This window comes from Colwellia polaris (genome assembly GCF_002104515.1).
GTDB lineage: Bacteria > Pseudomonadota > Gammaproteobacteria > Enterobacterales > Alteromonadaceae > Cognaticolwellia > Cognaticolwellia polaris.
The window spans coordinates 293452-318232 of record NZ_NBOE01000003.1; the positions used below are offsets into that span (position 1 = coordinate 293452).

The 24781-nt window shown below is 36.5% G+C and carries 13 protein-coding genes and 3 rRNA genes; 6 read left to right on the forward strand and 10 right to left on the reverse strand.

Annotated elements, in window-relative coordinates:
• Positions 1-25: 25 nt before the first annotated feature.
• The 4 genes from B6A32_RS08320 to B6A32_RS08335 form a co-directional block, all read right to left on the reverse strand.
• Complete coding sequence (locus B6A32_RS08320; RefSeq protein ID WP_085302855.1) at positions 26-1078, reverse strand: alcohol dehydrogenase family protein; 1053 nt, start codon at positions 1076-1078, stop codon at positions 26-28.
• A complete protein-coding gene (locus tag B6A32_RS08325; protein WP_085302856.1) occupies positions 1075-1596 on the reverse strand; it encodes a TetR/AcrR family transcriptional regulator in 522 nt (173 codons plus the stop codon). The genes B6A32_RS08320 and B6A32_RS08325 overlap by 4 nt, the downstream gene beginning before the upstream one ends.
• Before the next feature lie 257 nt (positions 1597-1853).
• Entirely contained in the window at positions 1854-4895 is a 3042-nt protein-coding gene (locus B6A32_RS08330) for an efflux RND transporter permease subunit (protein WP_085302857.1), read from the reverse strand.
• 1 nt (position 4896) lies between these two features.
• A complete protein-coding gene (locus B6A32_RS08335) occupies positions 4897-5943 on the reverse strand; it encodes an efflux RND transporter periplasmic adaptor subunit (protein WP_158088468.1) in 1047 nt (348 codons plus the stop codon).
• 142 nt (positions 5944-6085) lie between these two features.
• Here B6A32_RS08335 and B6A32_RS08340 point away from each other — a divergent pair, with 142 nt between their 5' ends.
• The 4 genes from B6A32_RS08340 (at position 6086) to B6A32_RS08355 (ending at position 13118) form a co-directional block, all read left to right on the forward strand.
• A complete protein-coding gene (locus B6A32_RS08340; protein WP_143327887.1) occupies positions 6086-6658 on the forward strand; it encodes a TetR/AcrR family transcriptional regulator in 573 nt (190 codons plus the stop codon).
• A gap of 441 nt (positions 6659-7099) precedes the next feature.
• Positions 7100-8752, forward strand: a complete 1653-nt coding sequence (pgi, locus tag B6A32_RS08345) for a glucose-6-phosphate isomerase (RefSeq protein ID WP_085302860.1) — start codon at positions 7100-7102, stop codon at positions 8750-8752.
• 178 nt (positions 8753-8930) lie between these two features.
• Complete coding sequence (locus B6A32_RS08350; protein ID WP_085302898.1) at positions 8931-9440, forward strand: YgjP-like metallopeptidase domain-containing protein; 510 nt, start codon at positions 8931-8933, stop codon at positions 9438-9440.
• 666 nt (positions 9441-10106) lie between these two features.
• Positions 10107-13118: an ATP-binding protein gene (locus B6A32_RS08355; RefSeq protein ID WP_408607664.1), complete on the forward strand. Its 3012-nt coding sequence runs from the start codon at positions 10107-10109 to the stop codon at positions 13116-13118.
• Here B6A32_RS08355 and B6A32_RS08360 read toward each other — a convergent pair.
• Positions 13110-16286 (reverse strand): two-component regulator propeller domain-containing protein, encoded by a 3177-nt coding sequence (locus tag B6A32_RS08360; protein ID WP_085302862.1) that lies wholly within the window; start codon positions 16284-16286, stop codon positions 13110-13112. The genes B6A32_RS08355 and B6A32_RS08360 overlap by 9 nt on opposite strands.
• 104 nt (positions 16287-16390) lie before the next feature.
• Positions 16391-18076: a S8 family peptidase gene (locus B6A32_RS08365; protein WP_085302863.1), complete on the reverse strand. Its 1686-nt coding sequence runs from the start codon at positions 18074-18076 to the stop codon at positions 16391-16393.
• Between the two features lie 675 nt (positions 18077-18751).
• Here B6A32_RS08365 and B6A32_RS08370 point away from each other — a divergent pair.
• Both B6A32_RS08370 and B6A32_RS08375 read left to right on the forward strand, forming a co-directional pair.
• Positions 18752-21157, forward strand: a complete 2406-nt coding sequence (locus B6A32_RS08370; RefSeq protein WP_085302864.1) for a S8 family serine peptidase — start codon at positions 18752-18754, stop codon at positions 21155-21157.
• Between the two features lie 541 nt (positions 21158-21698).
• Entirely contained in the window at positions 21699-22397 is a 699-nt protein-coding gene (locus B6A32_RS08375; protein ID WP_085302866.1) for a phosphoglycolate phosphatase, read from the forward strand.
• Here the strand turns inward: B6A32_RS08375 and B6A32_RS08380 are convergent.
• From B6A32_RS08380 to B6A32_RS08395, 4 genes are all read right to left on the reverse strand, one after another.
• Complete coding sequence (locus B6A32_RS08380) at positions 22377-23855, reverse strand: FAD-dependent oxidoreductase (protein WP_085302868.1); 1479 nt, start codon at positions 23853-23855, stop codon at positions 22377-22379. The two genes, B6A32_RS08375 and B6A32_RS08380, sit on opposite strands and share 21 nt — an antisense overlap.
• Positions 23856-24210: 355 nt before the next feature.
• Positions 24211-24338 (reverse strand): 5S ribosomal RNA (gene rrf / locus B6A32_RS08385).
• Between the two features lie 55 nt (positions 24339-24393).
• Positions 24394-24508 (reverse strand): 5S ribosomal RNA (gene rrf / locus B6A32_RS08390).
• Positions 24509-24673: 165 nt separating this feature from the next.
• Positions 24674-24781: ribosomal RNA gene (locus B6A32_RS08395) — 23S ribosomal RNA — on the reverse strand; the annotation flags it as partial.

Genomic DNA, 24781 nt, shown 5'->3' on the forward strand with positions numbered 1-24781 from the left:
GCTCTTCAAATAAGTGACTACCACATTACGATGAAACCTTAAGAACAATTTTACCTGCGTGTTGCTTTTGTAAAAAGGTTTCTTGTGCTGTGTTAATTTCTTCTAAAGGAAAAGTATGCGCAACAATCGGCTTAATTTTTCCTTGTGAAATATAATCAACCAAATTTTGAAATATATTCGGTGCAAGCACAGTACAGCCATAAAAGCTTAAGTCTTTTAAATATAATGTTCTAATATCTAATTCAACTGAAGCTCCACCAATGGCACCAGCCACTGCGTATCGACTCCCAGGCTTTAGCAATGTTAAAAATTGTGGCCATTGCTCTCCTGCAACAAGATCTATAACAACATTGATGCTGTTTTCACCTAACGCCTGAATTAGATCCATATCTCGTGATAATACTCTATTAGCCCCCAGCGCTAAAACCTGCTGTTTTTTACTGGCGCTAGTAATGGCAATAACGTATGCCCCTCGCGCTTTAGCTAACTGAATAGCAGCAGAGCCAACACCACCGGAAGCCCCCGAAATTAAGACTATATCTTGCGCGCTTACATTTGCTCGGCTTAACATATTTTCAGCCGTTGAATACGAACAAGGAAAAGATGCTAATTCTATATTCGAAAGCGAGCTATTCACCTTATAAGCATGTTTCGCTGCTACAACAGTATATTCAGCAAAACCACCATCACATTCAGAGCCGTAATACCAAGGAGACTCTAGTTCTTGGCTGTTTGCTTCACGAAGACATGGCTCAATTATAACCCGTTCGCCAATACGATTTTCGCTTACATTATTACCTACAGCGACGATAACACCACAAACATCTGCACCTTGAGTTCGAGGAAACGTTAAAGCCGTACCTGCCCATCCTGCATCTTCACTATTGCTATTGTTTTTCGAATACCATGCTGTACGAGTGTTTATATCGGTGTTATTCACTCCCGCGGCATAAACTTTGATCAGTACATCATTTGGCATTGGTGTAGGAACGGGAATGCTATTATTGTACTGAAGTACCTCAGGCCCGCCATGACCTGTAAGTTGTATTCCTGACATAGTTTTAGGGATAATACTCATGATTTACCTTCCGTTAATAATGTTAATAATGCCTTTTTAGCTGATATAACCGCTTGTTCTCCCATTGTTGGCCAAGCATTTGAAACACCCTCGTGTATTAAAAAGATAGTGTCAGCCATATCACTTCTTTGGCTCTGTTGACCAAGAAGCTCGAGTACATCCTTTTTATGCTTTACAACAGCTTGATTGATTAAAAGGTTCTCAGGAAAAGCAGAAATTGCGTTCATTGATAAACAACCATGCGGCGCAAACTTTTCCATCCAACACTCCAGTTTATCAAAAATATGCAGCACCGCTTCCACACCCGGTAATGGTGATTCATTTCGTAGAAAAGTAAGATAACGTTGATGGCGATACGCTAAAGCACCAACAATCATCGCCTCTTTTGATGGGTAATGTTTGTATAACGTTCGTAAACTAACATTACAGGCATTTTTAAGCTCAGCAACACTCGGTTCTGCAAAACCATACTGACTAAATGTGTGTTCAAGACTGATAGTAATTTGCTCTTTTAACATATAAACCCAATGGTAGAATGGATGCTCTACCCCTAGAGTAGAGCATCTATTCTACCCTGTCAATTTTGACCAATTAAAAAAGCTAAATGTATTGAAACGAATAACATTATCAAAATTAAATTAGGCTTGAGTAGAAATTCCCTTAATTCATTAACACAGACTAAAATACTTTTTTGGGATAAAAAAAACGAGCCTTAACATGGCTCGTTTATTGATTTAGAGAGTGTAGAGTTATTTAATGATGATAAATCAATAAATTAAACTTTCTCAACTCTGATTTTATAAAAAATACTATACAGCACAGGTACCGCAATCATAGTTAAAACGGTCGCAAAAGCTAAGCCTCCCATTATGGTTACTGACATATCAGCAAAAAATGGGTCAAGTATTAAAGGCATTACCCCTAAAATAGTGGTAATAGCAGCCAATGAAACCGGCCTTAAACGACTGAGACTTGCTTCAACAATAGCAACGGCCTTATCTTTACCTTCTTGAATTTGTAAGTCTATTTCTTCGAGTAATACAATGGCATTTTTAATTAACATGCCAAACAAGCTTAAAAACCCAAGTAAAGACATAAAGCCAAATGGTAAGTCTGCGATTAATAATCCGGCTACAACACCGACGACAGCCATAGGAACAATTAACCAAATAATAATAGGTTGTCTTGCTCTACCGAACAGTAACACACTGATAATAAACATTACTAAAAAGCCAAGCGGTAAACCTTGCCCTAAAGCAGCTTGTGCTTTACCTGCTGATTCAAATTCTCCACCCCATTCAAGTTTGTAACCTGTTGGCAAAGGAATCGCTTCAATTTTTGCTTGTGTACGATTAAAGGCTTCCCCTGTTGTTTCATTGAAGCCAGCTTCAGCTTTAACCGTTATAGTACGCACCCGATCTCGTCGATTTATCAGTAGTTCTTCACTTGAAAAATTCATTTTCCCACTGACTTGTTTAAAAGGTATATAAGTTCTTTGACTACTACTCCACACTAAGCTGTTTTCCAAAGCAACTAGTTGATCTGAGTTTGTATTGCTATTTCGAGCAATGATAGGATAAAGGTAATCGCCATCTTGTAATTGCCCAATTTGTAAGCCATCAGTATAGAACTTTATTGCCTGACTAAAGTCGCTTCTAGAAACCCCCGCAATACCCGCTGCGATATCATCATATTCTGGTGCTAAAACAATGCCTTTATCGCGCCAATCATCGCGAATATCCCTGATTTTTCCATCGTCAAAGTATATTGCTTTTGCTTGCTCTGCGAGCTCTCTTAAAATAGCGGGGTCTTCACCTGAAAATCTCGCCTGTATTTTGGCGCCAGCACCAGGACCGAACTGCATAATTTCAGCGTAAAAGTTAACCTTGGGGTTAGCTTGTTGTAATTTAGCTGAGATTCCTTGCGCTAACTGAGGTATATCAGCTGCATTTTCTGCACGAACTAAAAATAAACCATAACTTTCGTTAGGTAACTCAGGAGCAAATACCAGCGTAAAGCGCTCTGAACTTTCACCTATAAACGTGGCTAAAGATTCAATGCCTTGCGTGTCGAGGATTAACTGCTCAGCAGCCTTCATATGAGTTTCTGTTGCCCGAATATCTGAGTCTTGTGGTCCCCAATAGTGAATAAAAAATATTGGTGTATTCGAAGGAGGGAAAAAGCCTTGTTTAATAAATCCAAAACTCGCGTAAGCACCAATAGTAATAATAACCAAAAGAGCTAAGGTAACTCCGCGCCAATGTAATGCATTACGTAAAACCACTAAATAAGCTTTATGGAATAAAGAATGTGATTCTTCTGCACCTTCTTTATCTCCAACTTTATAAAAATACTTACCCAGTAAAGGCGTTAACGTTACGGCAAGTATCCAACTAAGCATTAAAGAAATAAGTACCACTGCAAATAATGAGAATAAGAACTCACCAGTCGCATCATCAGATAAACCAATGCCAGAAAATGCAGCAATACCGATGATAGTAGCGCCAAGCAGTGGCCACTGAGTACGCTTAACAATAAAGCTAGCAGACTCCATGGCTGACTTACCTTTCTCCATTCTCAGCATCATCCCTTCTGCGACAACAATGGCGTTATCAACCAACATACCCATAGCGATAACCATTGCCCCTAAAGAAATTCGCTCCAGTTGAAGGTTGTATAGCCACATAATTAATACTGTGCCTAAAACGGTAATGAGCAATGTTCCACCAACAACAACACCTGAACGCCAGCCCATAAATAAACACAGAGCGAGAGTTACAACCACAACGGATACTTCAAGATTCAATATAAAGCCGTCGACAGACTCATCTACAATCTTTGCTTGGTTATAGATTGTTGAAACATTAATACCTGTAGGAAGTTTTGCTAATACTTCAGCTAACTTATCATCAATTTTATGACCAACATCTACAATGTTGATATCATTTTGCGCAGAGATGGCAAGTGTAACCGCACTATCACCATTAAAACGTTTTAAACCACTTGGAATTTCCACTGGCTGTAAGGTTAAGGTGGCAATATCTTTAATTTTTATCGAGGCATTTTTACCGGGCACAACAATGGATAAGTTTTCGATTTCTTCTATTTTATTGGTTGAGCTTTCAATCGGTATTCTAATTTGTTTGTCACCAACATATAGCCTACCACCGCTAAAAGGTTTCAGGTTACTGGCGAGAACTTGCTGAAGCTCAGGAAAGGATATACCTAGCCCTGATATTTGATAGCTATCAATAGCAGCGACAATTTCTTCTTCTAAAATGCCCCCCACTTGTACTTTAGCTACACCATCGACCGTTAAAACTTCTCGACGAATTATACGAGAAAACTCTCGCATTTGATCTTCGCTAAAGTCAGGCGCCGATAAAGCATAATAAATACCGTAAACGTCACCGAAGTCGTCTATAACTACAGGTGGACTAGCCCCAAGCGGTAAATCTCGTTCAATATCTCTTAATCGCTTACGTAATTCATCCCATATTTGAGGTAACAATGGCCCGTCAATATAAGGTTGAATTTCCATAGTAATTCGAGAAAAACCCGGCTTACTCACCGATGTTAAAATATCTAACTGCCACATTTGTTGTAGAGCGATTTCAAGCTGCTCTGTAACTTCCTTCTCAACTTGTTCAGCACTTGCACCGGGATAATAGGTAAAAATAACCGCCTGCTTTATTGTAAATGCGGGATCTTCTAAACGTCCTATTTTACTCATGGCAACAATGCCACCAATAATAAAACAAATTGACATGAGCCAAATATTAATTGGTTTAGTTAAAGAATAACGTGCTATATCCATCTTAATACGTCGCCTTATATTCTCTGACTAATAACCCTTCGCGCATTTGACCTACCGCAGCAGAGACAACTTTATCACCAGCTTTAATACCAGAGGATAGCAAAGCATATTCACCGTGTAATTTAGAAACGTTTACTTTCACTTGCGTTAATTTACTGTCTTGTTCATTTAGGCGCCATACACTAAAACCAGCATCGCTATTCCCCACTAAAGCACTTAATGGCACAAGTAAGGCTCTTTCTGAGTTGTTGTTAGGCATAATATTCACAATAGCGCGCGAACCAGGATAGAAAGCGTTAGCCACCTCTCCTTTTAACGCAAAGGTTACACCGTAAGTTTGTGTTATAGGATCAGGCGTGGTTTTATGTTCAACATAGTGTATATCGTAAACATTGTCTTCTTGGCCAATTATGTGTGCAGAGGCTTTGACATCTCGATTACCAACATTAGCGGTCATAATTCGTTCAGGCACTTCGAAAGTAAAGTAGAGTTCCGACCTGTCTTGTAAATTAGCAAGCGAGTCGCCAGAACGAATTAAGCTGTCATTTTCAATATACCTAGCACCTACAACAGCATCGAACGGTGCTCTAATGGTGCAATAGCTTAAGTCTTGCTCTGCATTTTCAAGTGCTATTTTAGTGATTGAAAATTGTGACTTTGCGTCATCATAATCTCGTTGAGAAGCAACATTTTTTTCAAAAACATCTTTAATTCGTTTTAAATTTCGCTGAGCATCTTCATGTCGAATCCTACTCTCTTCTACTTTACGCTGAAAAGGTTTAGGGTCAATTTTAGCTAGAATTTGTCCTTTTTTAACTTGGCTTCCTTCAATTAAGTTTTCAAAGATTAAACGCCCTGAAACCTCAAATTTTAGATCTACGTTTTTTACTGCAGAAACAAACGCAGGAAACTCATAATTATTAGCTAAACTTGTTACTTGAGCGCTCGAAAGTTGTACTACAACAGGTGCAACTTCTTGCTTTACTTCCGTTGACTCAGAACAAGCTTGCAGTACAAAAACGGCGACAAGTATAAAAATTCGATTCACGTTAACCTCAAAATATAAATTAATTTAAAAAAAGTGAACATATCATATCACAGGTTTACACATTAACAACTAGTGTAAACCTGTTGTTTAATCTCACCACTAACGTTAGTATAGGAAAAATTATTTAGAAAGAGCATAAGTTTTGCCAAGTACGACTGAGAAAATATTAAATACTGCAATGGAATGTTTTTTTCAACATGGCTATGACACTGCAAATATATCTATGGTGAGTCGCTACGCTGGCATATCTCGTGTGACAATTCATAAACAATTTCAGTCGAAAGAATTACTCTTTAGAGCCGTTGTAGAACAACACTTTCAACAACACAATGTTTTAGTAGAAGAATACAAAAAATCAGAGACTAACTTTTGGCAAGAAACAAAAGAGCTTACTATTCAACTTTGCGAGGGCCTTTTTAATGATGTATCTAGTAGCTTAGTTAGATCAAATTTACTACATGCGGGTCAAGCATTTTGTAAAGATCTGATCCAAGAAGAAGAGATTTCCATCAAAAATAGCATTCGCTTACGCATTGAAAAAGAAATATTGGCCAATCGTTTATCGTTAAGCAAAGTCGGATTAACATCTGATGAATTAGCTAACACTCTTCATTACGCACCATTTGGCATCACAATAGCGGCATCAAACCAAAACAATATTGCTTTTGTTGATAATTTAATGGCTGTATTTAAAACCGCGACTTCAACCGATTAAAAACACTATCGATATAGAAAATAATGATAGTGTTAATATTATTCAAAACAGCTATTCATGCCATTAAATTACTAATCATTTTCATTCATCATTTTTACAAAATAAAAGTATTTCGCTACAAAAATTTATGAGTAGGTTTTTGTAACCCTGACTGTAATATTTCATGGTAAAAACATTTTCACTATAATTTCACAATCAAATTTACCTGTTTTAATACAGCAACTTAAATCTACATCTCTACATAACCATTATCTAGTTATCTATACTAATTAATTATTAGCCAGTGAGCTAAATATAGTAAATAGTGAGTTATAGTAAGAATATGTTATCGAGCTTGACCTTCTATTATTAACATCGCTATAAAATTTTACTAAACTATATTTAAGCCAATATAGCCGTTAAGCAAACAATAATAATTAACTTAATTACAATGGATATCTAATGCACGACAGAACCTCATTACCTAGCTGGCAGAATCTTCAAAATCACGCACTTGAGATGAAATCTCAACATATGAGTGAGCTATTTAAACAAAACCCAAACCGGTTTGAGCAATTCTCTATTCAACTTGCGCCTTTTCTCTTAGATTATTCAAAAAACCTTATATCGACATCTACAATGGATATGCTGTTTGATTTAGCCAAAGAATGTGATGTGGAAGCTTGGCGTGAAAAAATGTTTAGTGGTGAACGCATTAACCGCACTGAAGATCGCGCAGTATTACATACAGCGCTACGAAATCGCAGCAATAAGCCGATAATGCTTGATGGTGAAGACATTAATATCGATGTGCGAGCAGCGCTAGATAAAATGAAAACCTTTAGTGAAAAAGTTCGCCAAGGTTTATGGAGTGGTTATTCAGGTAAACGTATTACTGATGTGGTCAATATTGGCGTTGGCGGTTCAAACTTAGGCCCGCAAATGGTCACTGAAGCACTCGATCAATACAGTGATAACAGCGTAAATGTACATTATATTTCTAACGTTGATGGCACACAAATCGCTAATGTACTCAGGCCTTTAAGCCCAGAAAAAACGCTCTTTATTGTTTCAAGTAAAACCTTTACTACCACCGAAACAATGACCAACGCTAGAACCGCAATGAAGTGGTTAGTATCATCTTCTTTCGATCAATCAGCCATTGCACAGCACTTTGTCGCAGTATCTTCGAATAAAAAAAATGCCACTGAGTTTGGTATTGCACAAGAAAACATATTTGATATGTGGGATTGGGTTGGTGGTCGTTTCTCACTTTGGTCAGCTATTGGTTTACCTATTGCCATTGATTTAGGCTTTGAGCGCTTCATTGAGTTACTTGAAGGTGCACATGAGATTGATCAACATTTTTGTAATAAGCCCTTAGCAGAAAATGCACCGGTTATTTTGGCATTATTAAGTGTGTGGAACTGTACTTTTTTAGGCGCGCAATCCCAAGCAATTTTGCCATACGATCAATCTTTACATATGTTGTCAGCCTATTTACAACAGGCGGAAATGGAAAGTAACGGTAAATCTGTTTCTTGGGATGGAGACTCTATTTCATACCCTACTGTACCGTCTATTTGGGGTGAACTAGGTATTAATGGTCAGCATGCTTTTTACCAATATTTACATCAAAGTAATAATGTTGTACCTGCAGACTTTATTGGCTCTGTTGAAAGCGTTACACCGGTGCAGGGCCATCACGAAACCTTAATGGCAAACTTTTTTGCGCAAACCCAAGCTCTTATGCAAGGCGTTAACGAGACTCAAGTTAGAGCAGATTTAAAAGCTAAAGGTCGTACGCAAGACTACATTGATAAAGTGGCTCCGCATAAAGTACATAAAGGTAACCGCCCTACCAATACCATTTTAATGAAACGTATATCTCCTCATTCATTAGGCAGTTTAATCGCTATGTACGAGCATAAAATTTTTGTCCAAGGCATTATTTTACAAATATGTTCGTTCGATCAGTGGGGTGTAGAATTAGGAAAAGGTTTAGCCAATAATATTCAAGAAGAATTATCCTCGGGCAATATTAGCGCAGAACATGATAGTTCAACATCAGGCTTAATTAATTTTTATCAGAAATATACCCATTCATCAGAATAAAGGTATTTAAAGAGAAAAAGTTAATCGACCAAGCTTTTAATGTATATACCTAACCCAAAATGAAAATAGCGATTATCACCATCGCTATTTTCATTTATAATTTGCGAGTAATTGCGTATTAAATTAATACTTGTTTATCCATATACTGCTCAGCAAGCTAATGAAACAGAAAAACAAAATGACCACTTCATTAAAGTACCTTTCTCATTACTCACAAGACATACAACAGCAAGTGCGTACGCTGATTGTTGAAAACAAGCTCAAAACTTATTTACTTAATCACTTCCCTAAGCCACATAGTGTTACTACTGACAAGGCTTTACGACAATATTGTTTAACATATAAACAGCAGTATTTAAAACAATCAGCACCACTGAGCCAAGTTAAATACGATGATAAAATTCATATTATTAATAATGCTCTTGGTCTACATACTTATGTTTCGCGAGTACAAGGCAGCAAACTAAAAAGTAAAAACGAAATCAGAATTGGTAGTGTATTTAAGAAAGCACCAGAAGCATTATTGCAAATGATCCTAGTGCATGAGTTAGCTCACATTAAAGAAAAACAACACAACAAGGCTTTTTATAAGCTGTGCGAACACATGTTGCCTAATTATCATCAACTTGAGTTAATGACACGCATTTATTTAACCGAACTTGAAAACAATGGCAACATATACTCATAACGAACTTACTCATAACGAAATTACCCATAACGAAAATATCCATAACGAAAAAATGGTGTTTTAGTTCTTTACAAAGCGGCGTTTTGCCAACGCTTTTAAACACGGGCAGCACGCCCTAAACTGCAAAACTACAATAAGACTTGTTGTAAAAATTACTCTTATGGTCGATGTTGGCGTGTTAATTCATCGAAGTTTCGCCAAGTTAAGCAGCCTTTTTAAAGTGTGCATTTATTGAATTCTACTCACGTTAAATATAAATATTAAACTTTCTTAGCGCGTTATTTTAATTAAACGTGTCTCTGGCGATTATATTTCTACGGCTGATTTGTCTTACGTGCAATTAGTTTCGAGCGCGCTAATAAACGCTGAACCGATATCACAAGTGAAAAGCGTTAATATACGTTGATCTCAACTGTACATTCCTACGCATTATATTTTTGCGTCTACTCTGCCTAAGGGCGAACAATATAAGTCGTTAAACAGCGCAATAAAGTCGACACATTCAGTAAGCCTAAAAGCTACTAATGTCTTTAATAAACGCTTCTTTCGTTTGATTCAATCACAATGATTCACAAAAAATTAACATAAGGTATACTGTTTATAAGAAGGTATATTAAATACCCATAATATTTTTGATATGGTAACAAAAGCCATTAGGTTATGAATTTGCAAATAAGAAAAAAAAAATTACTTTTAACGTTATGCATCATTGTTATTTCATTGCCCTATTTCTTAATGCATGATGTTATTCCTAATAGTCATACATGGCTTGAGAAAGGACCTTTGCTTTTACTTCAAGTACTCAGTGTCGGTTTTGTTACTTTTAGTTATATAAAAATTAAAACCAAAGCACTTAAACTGTTTTGGCAATTTATTACACTCGCACTTGTATCGTCATTAGCCTCAAATTTATTATTTAGTTTTTACCTGGTAGAAAACAACCTGCTTTTACGTGAGTTATTTACTTTATTCTGCTATTTTTTTATTTTGCTTGCGATTGAAACGACCCCTCACATCACCGAAGCTAAAGTCTCTAAAAATATCAGTAGCCGGGTTGCCGCAATACTTTTCACGCTTATTTGCTTTAGTTACTTGGTTTTACTGCCCATTGAATTTGCCGCTAGTACCTCGGATAAAACAGCTTCTGCTGAATTGTTTCATTTATTAATTGCCGCCCTTATATTTATTCGATTAGCTGTAAATAGTTATCAATGTAAAAATAAGTTTTGGCGCCAAATCTATAGTGTATTAAGTATAGGCGCAGGAGCCATGCTGCTTGAACATTTTGCTCATTATATGGTTTATTGGGAACCCATATACTTCCCTTTATATCTGCATACTCTGCTCATTCTACTACCTTATTGTGCCCTAATTCTTGCTGCAACTAACTCCCTTGCATTACCAGAGCCGCCATCTGAAACAAGCCAAGCGTCTTTATCTGAGCTATATCTCATATTATTAGTTGCCTGTGCTATTTTGATGCATTTAGCCGGCATAGAGTTAAACTTGCATTACCACATTGATTCATACCTACAATCGCTATTAATTGGTATTTGGTTAACCATAGCCTTGGTGTTACTAAGCTCAATAAATTATCGAAATCATCGTTTAAATAAAAAACAACAACAACAAATTGTTTTTCAAAGTACTGTGCAGCAGTCTTTAGTAAACCTTAACCAACAACTCACTAAAAGCTTACTTAATAGCGAAGATAAAGCGATTGTTAATGTATCTAGTAATGCTATTTTAACGACGACAACTGAAGGTAAGGTATTATCTGCCAACCCGGCAGCAGTGCAATTATTTCAGTGTTTAGAGCGAGAAATTATTGGTACTCGGGTAAATGAATTTTTCTCAGCAGACGACCAAATGCATTACTTTTTTGACTTCAAAAGTAATGTTTATACCTTACAGCGCAAAGATAGCGGCATTTCAGTTGAGTGCATGGCAACACGAAAAGATAATACACAATTTCCTGTGCAAGCAGAGTTACAATGGGCAGAAAGAGAAGAGCAGCCCTTAGTCGTTATTACATTCATCAACCTCACGGCTCGTAAGCTTGCCGAACAACAAGCTTTAGATTTAAAGGATAAATTCATCGCAAACATTTCGCATGAATTTAGAACACCGTTAACCATTATTAATGGTATTTTAGATCGCTACTTAATGAAGTCACATTCTGAAGAGGAGGGACAAGAGTTAAAAGCGGCAAAAAGAAACGGCCTGCGTTTAGTTCGTATGGTTGAGCAACTTCTTGAGTTGTCTAGATTGTCTGATAATCCGCAACTTACACTTGCCACATACCGTTTACATACTCTTATGTCTATGCCCGCCGATTCATTCAGTCGCTTAGCTACACAAAAAAACTTGCATTTACACTGTGATATTCCTGAAAATATATGGCTTGATTGTGATGCACAAGCGTTTGAAAAAATTATTTTCAACTTGATTACCAATGCCATTAAATACACCCCTAGCGGAGGCAACATTCAAGTTATTGCTCATCTTAATAGCGATAACTTTACTCTCGATATTATTGATACCGGCATAGGTATTGATATTAAATCACAAGACAAAATTTTTGAACGTTTTCATAGAGCCGATGACGAAAAGAATCAAGGCGTGTTTGGTGTAGGTATTGGCTTATCATTAGTAAACGAGTTAGTAAAAGCACATAATTGGCAAATAAGCGTTGTTAGTGATTATGGTAAAGGCAGCAAGTTTTCGTTAACTATTCCATGTGCAACGCCAATTAAACAAGAAATGTCGGCGCCTGTGAGTATATCCCAAACAGAGGTAGCAGCTTTACTTGTAGAGTCTAGTACACCTATTAATAATACTCGAAAGCATAGTCAGAAAGTGGTATTGGTGATTGAAGATAACTTAGACATGCAAAGTCATATAAAACAAGTTATTGAACAACAACATCACACCTTACTCGCCGGCAGCGGAGAGTTAGGACTAACACTTGCCCAAGAATACATACCCGATGTAATTGTCTGCGATATTATGCTTACAGGCATTGACGGTTTTGCTGTGTTAAAGCAACTAAAAAGTCACGAATTAACCTCACATATACCTGTTATATTATTAACAGCTCGCTCTGATTTAGACAGTAGATTACTTGGTTTAAACCTACAAGCCGATGAATATTTAAGTAAGCCATTTAATCATCAAGAGTTGTTAACTCGCATTGGCAACTTAATTACTGGCAGAGATAAACTTCAAAAAAGTTATTTACAACATTTTAATAAAGATCTGCAAAAAAATAGGAAAGTTAATAGCTTTGAAAATGCAGCTGAGTTGGCGCAAACAAGCGAAGAAGACATTACGCTTGATCGTAAGTTTTTAGAAAAGTTAGAAGCTATCACTGCTGTAGTTTATACTGACACTGACTTAGACATCATCAAACTCTCCGCCAAAATGGCAATGAGTGAGCGCCAGCTACAACGTAAAATCAAAGCCTTAATAGGTATAACTCCTAGTAATTATATTAAAGAGTTTCGACTTAAAAGAGCAAAAGTGCTATTAAAAAATGGCTCTCAAATTGGCCGTATAGCACTTGATGTTGGCTTTTCATCACAAACTTACTTCGGCCGTTGTTTTAAAGAGATGTTTAACTGTACGCCTAAGCAATATCAACAAAGACAGAAAACAGAACCACCTTTATCAAGTTAAACCTGACTTAATTATTATCTGTTCTTTTAAGTTTTCAAAACTACTTTGCTGCATTAATTGTAGATAATCTAAAGACTTTGATTTAGGCCCACATAAGCCTAACCATGAAAGCTGTTTATTCTCATCTGTATAATTTAAAGCTTGTTCAATCATCACGCTAATTTGATCCCAAGACAAATGCAGCGGGTTTTCTCGACTAAATGGAAAGAACGAATAAGCCATATTAAAAGTTGTAATCCCATCAATATTAACCACGCTATTTAACCTACCAGATAAACGTGCAGCAAGTTCATTAGCATTATTCCCTTTTTCGTATCCAATTACCGCAAAAGTATCGCTCGACCAACGAATAACGAGATCATCATTGTTTCTACTGTAATGTAATAAGTCAGTTAAATTAATTAATTGGCTATTATTTACAGCTTCATCACTTTTCACTCTTACCATCAAAATATACAGTCTTGGCAGCATTTCTCTTTGAACAGGTAATAGATTTTGATGCATTTGGTGCATAAGCTGGCTAGTCTGCTCAATATAAATATCTAGATAGCGACGACTTTTCACCCCGGTAACTTTATCGACAATCGCCGCTTTTTCTAACTGTTTATTCGCCTGCGCTAATTCTAAGTTTTTAGAGGTGAATTTCTCAGTTTTTTCGTGCACTTGTTGTTCTAAGTAAAGTTTTTGTTGTTGCTCTACAACTAGCTTACGATTTAACATTCGAGAGTAAAGCAGTAACGCTAAAGCAACAATTGAAGTGTATAGAATATAAGCCCACCAGGTGTTCCAAGGCGCAGGTTTTACTGTTATATCCAATGAATAGCCCGGATTGCTCCAGACATTATCACTATTACCTGCAATTATTTGTAATTGAAAAATTCCTGCAGGTAAGTTTGTATAGGTAACACGGCGTGATTTTCCTGCGTCTATCCATTCCTGATCGAAGCCTAGTAATCGATATTTATATTTTGTGGATTCAGGATTAGAATAGTTAAGCCCAACATATTCAAAGGAAATTAGTCGATCGTAATACTCTAAAGTTAATTCTGATAAATTAGAAATAGATCCTTCAACGCTAATAGGTTCATTTAAGTTTAAGATATTAGTCAAATGGACTTTAGGGGCTGCCTGACTTGTATTTATTCTATTTGGATTTACCGCACTAATTCCTTTTCCTGCACCAAAATATAAGGTGTTATCCTCGCCTAATAAAACTGATGAATGGGTATATTCGAGATCGACTAAACCATGCGTTAAATCAAAATGTTTAAAGCTTTCTTCAGCTAGTGAATATCGTGATATCCCTTTACTTGTACTAAACCAAATATTATCGGAAAGATCTTGTGTAATACCGTAAACAGCCATGCTTTTCATGCCATGCTTAGCGTTTAATTGGCGAAATGTATAATTTTTAGCTTTTAAATTTTGATTGGATATTATATTCATACCAGACGCTTGCGTACCTACCCAAATATTAAGCTCTCTATCTTCAAATATAATCCATGCTAGATCACTTGATATACTATTTGGTTTGGTATCATCATGTTTAATATGAGTAAATGAGTCTTGTTCTGGGTTATATAAACTTAAACCACCTCCAAATGTAGCTAACCAAATATCTCCCCTAACATCTTCTAAAAGCTGTAAAACATGATTACTACTTGGTCCTTTTTGAGGCTCATTAATATTTAACTCAAAACGTGTAAATGAGCCATTAGAGTTAAGTCTATTTACTCCTCGGTGGAATGTTGATACCCATAAGTTACCCGCGCTATCTTTTATTATATCTGTAACGCTATTTGCAGATATTGAAGATGTTTCTTTTGCATCATGTAGATACGATTTTATAGTATTATTTTTTACATCAACTGAAAAGAGACCTGAAGAACGCGTTCCTACCCATAATGTGCCTTCATCTTCAAAAAGAGTCATCACTCGAAAGTTAGTAAAGTCGTCATTAAATGGGGCTGGTGTTATTTTATTATTATTAATTGATAACTGATAAATACCTCCGCTATAAGTACTAAAATATATAGTATCTTGATCAAATTGCGCAAAGCTTGTGATGTTATTGTTTTTCAACTCACTTGAAGTCTGAGTACTGAACTGACTGAACGTTGTCATATTAGGATCCCACCGATTTACGCCAGTGAAAGTTCCAATCCACATAATATTGTTACTATCCTCAAACAACGTAAAAACAAAATCATTACTTAAACTATGCGGATTACTTGCAGAATGCCTATATCTTTGAAAATAATCATTATTTTCATCATATATTAATAACCCTTTATCTGTTGCTATCCAAATGTTGCCTTGGCTATCTCGGTAAATTTTTTCAATCGTATTACTTAGCACAGAATTAAGATCAGACTCATCAAACATATAGTGTTGGTATGTATTTAAATTTAAGTTAAATTTTAATAAACCACTTTCTACTGTACCAATCCAAACAACACCTGCCTCATCATAAAAGAGTGAATTTATAAATTGAATAGAATTGGACTTTACATTAGGTTTAGTACTTTCTAGTGATTTTATAAAGTTGCCATTAATATCAAAAATTGAAACTCCACCGCCATTTGTTCCAACCCATATCTCTTGTTCTTTGGTTTCAATTATTGCATGAATAGTATTATGAGTGAGACTCTTGGTATTTCCCAAATCCTTCTTTATATGCTTTATTGACCATACATTGTTATTATTTGATAAAATATTTAAACCGTTCTCAGTACCAATCCAAATTTTTCCTTCACTATCATCAAACAATGCATTTACAGTATCATTAGTTAATGGTGTTACTTTAGTTTTTGTATCGAACCTAAGAAAATCTTGGCTATTTTCACGGTAAAGATTTAAGCCTCCGCCAAATGTTGCTACCCATAATTTTTCTTCTTTATCTATGATAATTCGACTAACAACATCTGAACTTAATGAGTTTGATAAGTCATTATCATGATGAAAGCTTATAAAATTATGGCCATCGAACCGAGATAACCCTTCAGAGGATCCAAACCACATAAAGCCATTTTTATCTTGAGCAATAGTACGGACAAACTTATATGACATTGGGTTGTCAACACCAAAGCCTTTAAACATCTTAATGTCTTGTGAGGCAACCAAGCAGCTAAAGCAGAGCATATAAAGAAACAAAAATATATTTTTCACAATGAGATAAGCTACCTAGTTTAAAATATGAAATGGGGAGTGATTTTGATATTGAAGCATAAAGACCACTATCTTAGCGAATAATGGTCATTTAAGTTATAGCATTATTGAGGTTCCACCCAATTATTAACGCTAATTGTCGTTACTTGATTAGTATCAAAGTTCATTTTCCAAATTAATGCATCTGATTCAAGACTCAACTTCCAAATTAATGCATCTGTTTCAAAGTCCATCTTCCAGATTAAGGCGTTTGTAGAAGCATTTGATTGAGCTGCCATATTAGGATCATTAAAACCCATTTTCCAAATTAATGCATCACCATTAAGTTGTTCTTGGTCAAGTTTCCAAATAAAGTCAGGTCCTAATCCTTCAACATAAAAATTACCATCTTGGTTAATATTTACCGGACCATAAAAATGCTCTTCATCACTTAAGTCTTTTGCAATATCTAGCGTATTATTAGCACAATTTAATGCTGCGCTCTCTATTGCATAATAAGCACTCACTAAGCCAGCACCTTGTTGAAATACACTATAACGCATACTGCCGTCTTGATTGTCTGCGCTATAAGCACTATCCATTAATTTACATTTAACTTGGTCTGGCGTTAATTCAGGGTTATCAGTTAACATTAAAGCCACAACACCTGAAACTACAGCGGCAGCTTGGGACGTTCCAGACATTTCAAAATAACGTCCACCATCATGATACTCAGGATGTTCGCTTACAATTTGTGAATCAAAAGCCATTAACCCAGAAATATGGCCGCCAGGAGCGATAATATCAGGCTTAACAAAGCCTTCAGGTGTTGGGCCAGCAGAACTAAATGTAGCGACTTTATCATCATTATAATTAAAAGCAGTATAGTTATCAGTCATTGCACCAACAGTAATGATATAAGGTACATTTCCTGGAACACCTATTGTCATTGGTGCAGAGCCTTTATTGCCGGCTGATGCAACAACAACTACGCCAGCTTGCCAAGCTTTCATTACCGCTTTGTTTAATGGATCTTCCCAGTAATTCGAACGAACAGGCCCACTAAATGACATATTTAAGATACGTAAATTTATTTGCTCTTTAACATCTAATGCCCAACTAATGCCACGTATAACGTCTGCATATGTTGCTTTACCTTCAGCATCAAAAGCCTTTATACCAACATGGGCAGCATTTGGCGCAACACCATATATTTGTCCGTAACTATCGTAATCACTATTTACTGCAATACTGGCAACATGTGTACCATGACCGCTCTCTTCAATTCCATGATTACTGACCGTATCATTTATCGCATCATATGTGCCCCACGCTTTATCTCGACCATATAAGTCAGTTGATAAACCAGATAAATGCTCAAGGCCAGTATCTAAAAAACCTATGGTTACGCCTTCACCAAAATTGCCAGTTTGATGCACATAAGTCGCATCTACTTGTTCAGTTACTACCGATTTAGGTTGCCACCTACGTTGACCATAAGTTTGTCCATTTAACTTAACTTTATGGTTGGTATTTATTGTTACCTTTTGCTTTTGTTGTAAGCTACTTAGTTGTTCATCAGTTAAATCAACAGCCACAGAGTCAATAATTTTTAACTCATGTGTAGGTATAACGCCCAATGCTTTTAAATTATCTTTTAATACAGAAAAATTTTTGGCACTGATGATATATGATTTTGATGTTTCATCGGTATTAGCTACCGATTTAAAACCTATGACCATTGCTAAGGTAAACACACCTGCAATAATTGAAAAATTTCTTATCTTATTTTGGTTCGAAGTGAACGACATTTTAATCCCCTTTGCCCGTTACATCTTATAAAGCTTTATTTAAAAACAGTAAGGTGAATAACTACATTTGTTTACAATAACTAACAACGACTGAAGTTATGTCGATATCACTCTATTTAGTCGCTTCATATAAAGCGATTTGTAAACATTATCACACCACTTAATAACTTTTAACTAGATATATCTATTTGTTTTTCATGTTAAGTAAACAAAAATATCCAGCGTATGTAAAAAGTTGGATATTTTCTTAATCATAAAACCAGCAGCGTTTGGCATTACAATAGTAGAGGTTGAATTTATATATATTTAAAGTTCATCCAGCTACATATCATGCTAAATAACACTGGTTATTTTTAAGGTTTAAAAATGTTCGCTTTAAACTTTGCTCGATATTATCAGCAACTCAAATTGCCTCTAGCAAAAACACGACTTTTTTTCACATAAAAGCGACAAATAAAAATTTAAGCCATATAAAACAGTGAACTAAAAAAACAATCAATATTAGTGCTTGTCGTAAATTTATCAAAAAAAGTCTTTTACTTGCTATTTACATTACTTTGAAAAAGCCATGCTTAATTACGATGATTGATCATCCTATGAAAAAAACAATACGTCCGATGTGGTATTTAATGACTAGATTCAGCGTAAATAAAAATAATTGGGAGTTACCTTTAGATGAGAAATAACAAAATATTAGGGTTAAGTGTTTTATCGCTTTCTATAATGGCCGCGACAAGCAACGCACAAACTTTTCAAGCAGAAGAAATACACCTTACACCTGTTAATGCAGTTAACACCTTAACAGCCGTAAATGCAGATTTTAGCCAATGGCGTGAAGATCAAAAATATCAAAACCATAACTTCACTGATCGTATAATTGTTAAATATAAAAATGGTTTCGAAGCACAAGCATTAAGTGGCTTTGCATCAGAAAAAGTATTACCAAAAGGTTTAGCGAAAAAAGCTGGTCATAGCTTAAAGCATTTAAAGAAGCTTAAAAATGGCCGCCATGTTATTTCCTTAGGTAAGCAAAAGCATATTAATGATGTAAAAGCTATGGTACTTGAGTTGAACAACCATGCAGATGTTGAGTTTGCTGAACCAGATTTAAAGCGTTACTTAATGGCGCAAAATCAGCCTTGGGGTATTGCTGACACGCAATCAGACTTGTTGTCTGATGATGATGCTGCCAACATGACAGTTTGTGTAATCGATTCAGGTTACGAACGTGCTAACCCAGATTTAAATGCTAACAATGCCTCTGGTACTAACAATTCAGGTACAGGTAACTGGTACCAAAATGGTGGCTCCCACGGAACGCATGTTGCTGGAACTATTGCAGCTGTAAATAACTCAGAAGGTGTTGTGGGTATTATGCCTAACACTAATGTTAACTTGCATATTGTTAAAGTATTTAACGCTGCAGGCTGGGGTTACACGGGTGAATTAGTTGATGCGGTTGATACTTGTGTAGATAACGGCGCCAAAGTTATTAATATGAGTTTAGGTGGTGCTGGATCAAGTAATGCTGAACGTAACTCTTTACAAGCCGCAGCTGATGCAGGTGTTTTACTCATTGCAGCGTCAGGTAACGACGGTGATGCAACATTGTCTTACCCTGCTTCTTACGATTCTGTAATGGCGGTAGGCGCACTTGACCAAGGTCGTCAACATGCAGAGTTCTCTCAGTATACCTCTCAAGTTGAAATTTCAGCTCCTGGTGAAGCAATCCTATCTACCGTTGCTGGTGATGGTCGTTTAGGTTACATCACATTAGGTTCTACAACATATGGTAATGATGAAGTTGTACCACAAACTCATTATATTCAAAGTGGTGGTAGCTTTACGGTAAGTAACGTAAATAGCTCAGCCAATGGCGTTTTAGCCGCTTGTACACTTTCAGGTAGCAGCTATAGCTGTTCAAACGTATCAGGTAACATTTGTCTAGCTGAGCGTAATGATAACCAAAAAGGGAGTAACTACCCGGAAATAAACCCTGCAAAAGCTTGTGCTGATGCTGGTGCCTCAGGGGTAATTGTTTACAGTAACAGTGCTCGTCCTGGTCTACAAAACCCATTCTTAGTTGATGCAAATACTGACGTCACTGTTCCTACAGTATCAGTAAACCGTGACTTAGGTTTACAACTTATGGGACAGCTTGGTACAAATGCTAACTTAAGCGTTGTAGGTAATCAGGATTATGCTTATTACAATGGTACATCAATGGCTACCCCTCATGTTGCGGGTGTAGCGGCAATTGTTTGGAGTAATAATCCTAGCTGTACTGCGACAGAAGTTCGTAATGCATTAAAATCTACCGCGATTGATTTAGGCACAGCTGGCCGTGACGATAAAACTGGCCACGGTTTAGTTCAAGCTAAGGCAGCATCTGACGCATTAGCAGCAAGTTGTGGTGGTACAACACCTCCTTCAACAGGTGGTAATGTATTAGCGAACGGTGTGGCTAAAACAAATTTAGCAGGCTCAACTTCACAACAATTAAGCTTTACAATGGAAGTACCCGCAGGTGCAACAGACTTAAACTTCAATATGGCTGGTGGTACTGGTGATGCTGACCTTTACGTTAAGTTTGGCTCTGCTCCTACAACATCAAGTTATGACTGTCGTCCATATAAAGGTGGTAATGCTGAATCTTGTCCAATTGCAACGGCACAAGCAGGAACATACCACGTAAAAGTTATCGGTTATTCAGCATTTTCTGGTGTTAACTTAACAGGTAGTTTTACTGAGCCTTCAACTGGTGGTGGCACAGCTACAGGTGGTAGTGCATCTGTAACAGACATTACAGTTGCACGTCGTGCTTGGACTTACTATACAATTGATATCCCAGCGGGTATGTCGACACTTGATTTTAATATGAGTGGTGGTTCAGGGGATGCTGACTTGTATATTCGTCGCGGTGCTAAACCAACAACATCAACTTATGATTGTCGCCCATATAAAAGTGGCAACACCGAGGCGTGTGCATTTACTAACCCTGTAGCTGATACATGGCATATAGGTGTTTATGGCTATTCTGCTGCAAGCGGCGTTAGCTTAGACGTAACTTATAACCCATAAGTGGGATATAACTAGAACCCAACTAGTGTAGTAATTAGGGAAAGTACTTTGTGCTTTCCCTTTTTTTTGGCTTAAATTTAAATATATAACTTTATAACAGCAAAGCTTATCTACTTCACTTTTAAGTTTATATACAAAACCTTAAATGAAATATAAATTGTTCTCTTGATATACAGTGTTCAGCATTTATAGCACCAAATTTTTCTGGGTAAAATTAAAAAGCAAGCTTGCTATATCATTAGCCTCATACCAGCTAAGATAATGAACCCGTGTTTGTAGTGCGTTATTGAATAAATACAAACGAACTAATAAACTTCATTCTTCGTGATTAACTTGCCCCACTCTAAAAAAGATTACTTCAAGGTCTCACCAAAGTGTTAATATAGTTTTATAAAGTATTAAGCTGAGCAGGTATTTAATACCCTTTCACTTTTTAAGTGTCTGTTTTGGTAAAAAAGGAAAGTAATCTAAAAGCTCGACCTCAATCCACATAAATTTATTACACACATACAACACCTTATAAAATTTCAGGAATGTACAGATGAAACAAAGCAATAAAGCTGTACTGTTATTCGATCTAGATGGAACATTGCTTGACAGCGCACCAGATCTAGCAAAAGCAGTAAACCATATGTTAGTAACACTCAATTTAAAAGAGTTCTCACAGGAAATTATTCGGGGCTGGGTAGGTAATGGTGCTAGAACTTTAGTTGAGCGTGCTTTACAGCATTCCAGTAAGCATAATGTGCTTAATAAAACATTCAGTGAAGCGGAAATAAGTAGTGCATTAGCGATATTTTTAAAGTATTACCAACACAACCTTTGTAGTGAATCTGTGTTATATAAAGGCGTCAAAGAAACACTCATTGCGTTAAAAGACAAAGGCTATCGATTAGCAATTATTACCAATAAACCCGCCGAATTTATTACACCTATTATTGCTGGGTACGATCTAACAGGGCTATTCGAATTATTAGTGGGTGGTAACAGTTTAACCGAGCGCAAACCACACCCTCTTCCATTGCTACATGCTTGCAAAGTATTAGACGTAACAATAGACCAATGCATAATGATTGGTGATTCTAAAAACGATATTATTGCAGCTAGAGCCGCCAATATGCAAAGTATAGGTTTAACTTATGGTTATAACTATGGAGAAGATATTAGCGTTTTCAAGCCTGACTGGTGTTTAGACACATTCCCTGAACTACTGCCTTTGTTACATAAAGTTTTTTGCTAACTCTTCTGGGTAATTCCTTTGACAAGCAAGTTTTACAGCAAGGTTAGTGACTTCGGTTTCAGTACATTCTAAAGTAACAGGAAAATAATGCTTTTGTACGTATTCCCCTAATTGTTCTTTGCTCACTAAACCAACATTTTGTAAGTTTTGTAAAATAGCATCTGCTGCTGCTAATGCAGAAGATGCTTTTACTATTTCAGTTCGCGCATAGTGTTTGCCATGAAACGAAACATCGGCGGCACGCAAAGTAGCATCATCTCCAGGGATTTGTTGAGCGCCGAACATAGGTTTTCCCGCAACACTTGCTTGGCTAAAATTAGTAATATAACGAGCAAGGTGCTCAATAGAGCCTAGTGTTCTGTCGTTGATTAATGTTAAAGGCCAATCTTGATCGATTTTATTAATAAAACGTTTAGCTAATAATGGCTGTGCACTTTCGTCGTTACTTGCCACAAGGCCTTTATCAAACAAAGTAATATCTTGTGTCATGCCATGTAGTTGAAAGTAACCATTTTGATATGGAGTTAATTGAGCCATACCGTTAGGTGTGCCGCGCTCGCCATAGAAAACAACTTCTGGCCATAGTCCTTCACACTGAGGCCAATGAGCTACATACGCGGCTTTAAATTCGACCATGCGTTGTCGTTTAGCTTGCAACATATCATCGATTTCACCACTTTTAAAACCGCATGCATTAATAATATAATCAAAATCATCGTTAATTTTACTGCCACTTAAATCATCGGCATAACTTACCCGCCATTTTTCATTATTAACTAATTGAGTAATATTAAGCACTTTACTATTTAGCTTGAGGTGACAACGCGGAAGTTTATCAATCGCAATTGATGCAATAGCAGCTAAACGAAATGCAGACCAACCATACTCTTGAACTAAAAGTACGGGATACTTCAACTTATCTAAGTCAACTTGTTGGGCAAATGCGACTAACCAATCTTCATTACACTTAGCTTGTTTTGGTAACTCTTTAGATTTAAGACGCTCTAAAGCATTACGATCAAATGATAAGAAATAATTTTCAGGCTCTCCTAACACTTTGTTACTGAGATCTTTGGCTATTAACTTAGCATAATGTTGACTAATTTTTTGTAAGCGTGGTAAAAGATCAGCAACTTCACCGTGATCTGTTTTTGGTAAAGCTATGACAGTAGGACGATAATTAATACTATGTGGGTAAACCTTTATAGAATCTATCGACTGTTCTAAAAGTGTTAAACACTGTTGATCTGAAATTTCACGATATAAATTACCACCAGCATGTAAATGACAAAAAGGAGGTCCGTTAACCAAACTTTGTCCTTTCTCAATTAACGTAGTATCAATACCTAACTCTGCAAAACGCAAGGCAATAGTTGAGCCTGCAACTCCACCACCAATAATGGCAATTTTTATATCGGAGTTAATCAAAGGTGATTGAGAAAATTGGCTGTTTATCATAGATAATTTAAATATAATACTTTGTTTTTCTTATTTTACTTCGCCAGACTCTATTTGCGTAGGTTTAAATAATAAAAAATACAATTTTATACATTATTAATATCTGAAAAGGATGATGTGAAACATTAGATGTAATTTTTAAGCTGTAAGTTCTAAGCTGTCAGCTTTCAGTAAAGATCTTTAATTGACTTGAAGTCAAAGCTGTAAGCTGTCAGCTATCAGTAAAAATATTTTAGTAACTTTAGTCTTTAAACTGACAGCTGACAGCTCAAAACTGATAGCTATCTTTTCGTTTTTTTCATACGTCAGAAAGCAAAAAACCCGTAGCGTTAGCTACGGGTTTCTCTAAATAGAAGCCTAGCAATGTCCTACTCTCACATAAAAGAGAAGAACACCCACACGCTCTTTACCACCGGCGCTAACACATTTAACTTCTGAGTTCGGCATGGGATCAGGTGGGGAAATGTCGCTGTATTTATTTTAAAATTTCAGATAGCAAAAAGCCCGTCACTTTCGTAACGGGCTCTTCTAAATAGAAGCCTAGCAATGTCCTACTCTCACATGGGAACTCCCACACTACCATCGGCGCTAACACGTTTCACTTCTGAGTTCGGAATGGGATCAGGTGGGGCCATGTCGCTATTGTCGCTAGACAAAAAAGGTACAATCTTGAAAGCTGTATCAATGAGACCTTGTCTCAGTGATGATAAATACGTTCTTTTGTTCTTAATCTCTTATTCACACCATTGTCATGCGTGATTCGTGTATTCCTACACTTTTGTCAAACTTCATACAACTTAAAACCACTTGGGTGTTGTATGGTTAAGCCTCACGGGTAATTAGTATTGGTTAGCTCAATGCCTCGCAGCACTTCCACACCCAACCTATCAACGTTGTAGTCTCCAACGACCCTTTAGGGAGCTTAA

Excerpts from the sequence above, each read along its gene's own strand:
- B6A32_RS08350 (WP_085302898.1), top strand. The coding sequence starts at position 8,931 with ATGACCACTTCATTAAAGTACCTTTCTCATTACTCACAAGACATACAA.
- B6A32_RS08320 (WP_085302855.1), bottom strand. The coding sequence starts at position 1,078 with ATGAGTATTATCCCTAAAACTATGTCAGGAATACAACTTACAGGTCAT.
- B6A32_RS08370 (WP_085302864.1), top strand. The coding sequence starts at position 18,752 with ATGAGAAATAACAAAATATTAGGGTTAAGTGTTTTATCGCTTTCTATA.
- B6A32_RS08365 (WP_085302863.1), bottom strand. The coding sequence starts at position 18,076 with ATGTCGTTCACTTCGAACCAAAATAAGATAAGAAATTTTTCAATTATT.
- B6A32_RS08325 (WP_085302856.1), bottom strand. The coding sequence starts at position 1,596 with ATGTTAAAAGAGCAAATTACTATCAGTCTTGAACACACATTTAGTCAG.
- pgi (WP_085302860.1), top strand. The coding sequence starts at position 7,100 with ATGCACGACAGAACCTCATTACCTAGCTGGCAGAATCTTCAAAATCAC.
- B6A32_RS08380 (WP_085302868.1), bottom strand. The coding sequence starts at position 23,855 with ATGATAAACAGCCAATTTTCTCAATCACCTTTGATTAACTCCGATATA.
- B6A32_RS08330 (WP_085302857.1), bottom strand. The coding sequence starts at position 4,895 with ATGGATATAGCACGTTATTCTTTAACTAAACCAATTAATATTTGGCTC.
- B6A32_RS08375 (WP_085302866.1), top strand. The coding sequence starts at position 21,699 with ATGAAACAAAGCAATAAAGCTGTACTGTTATTCGATCTAGATGGAACA.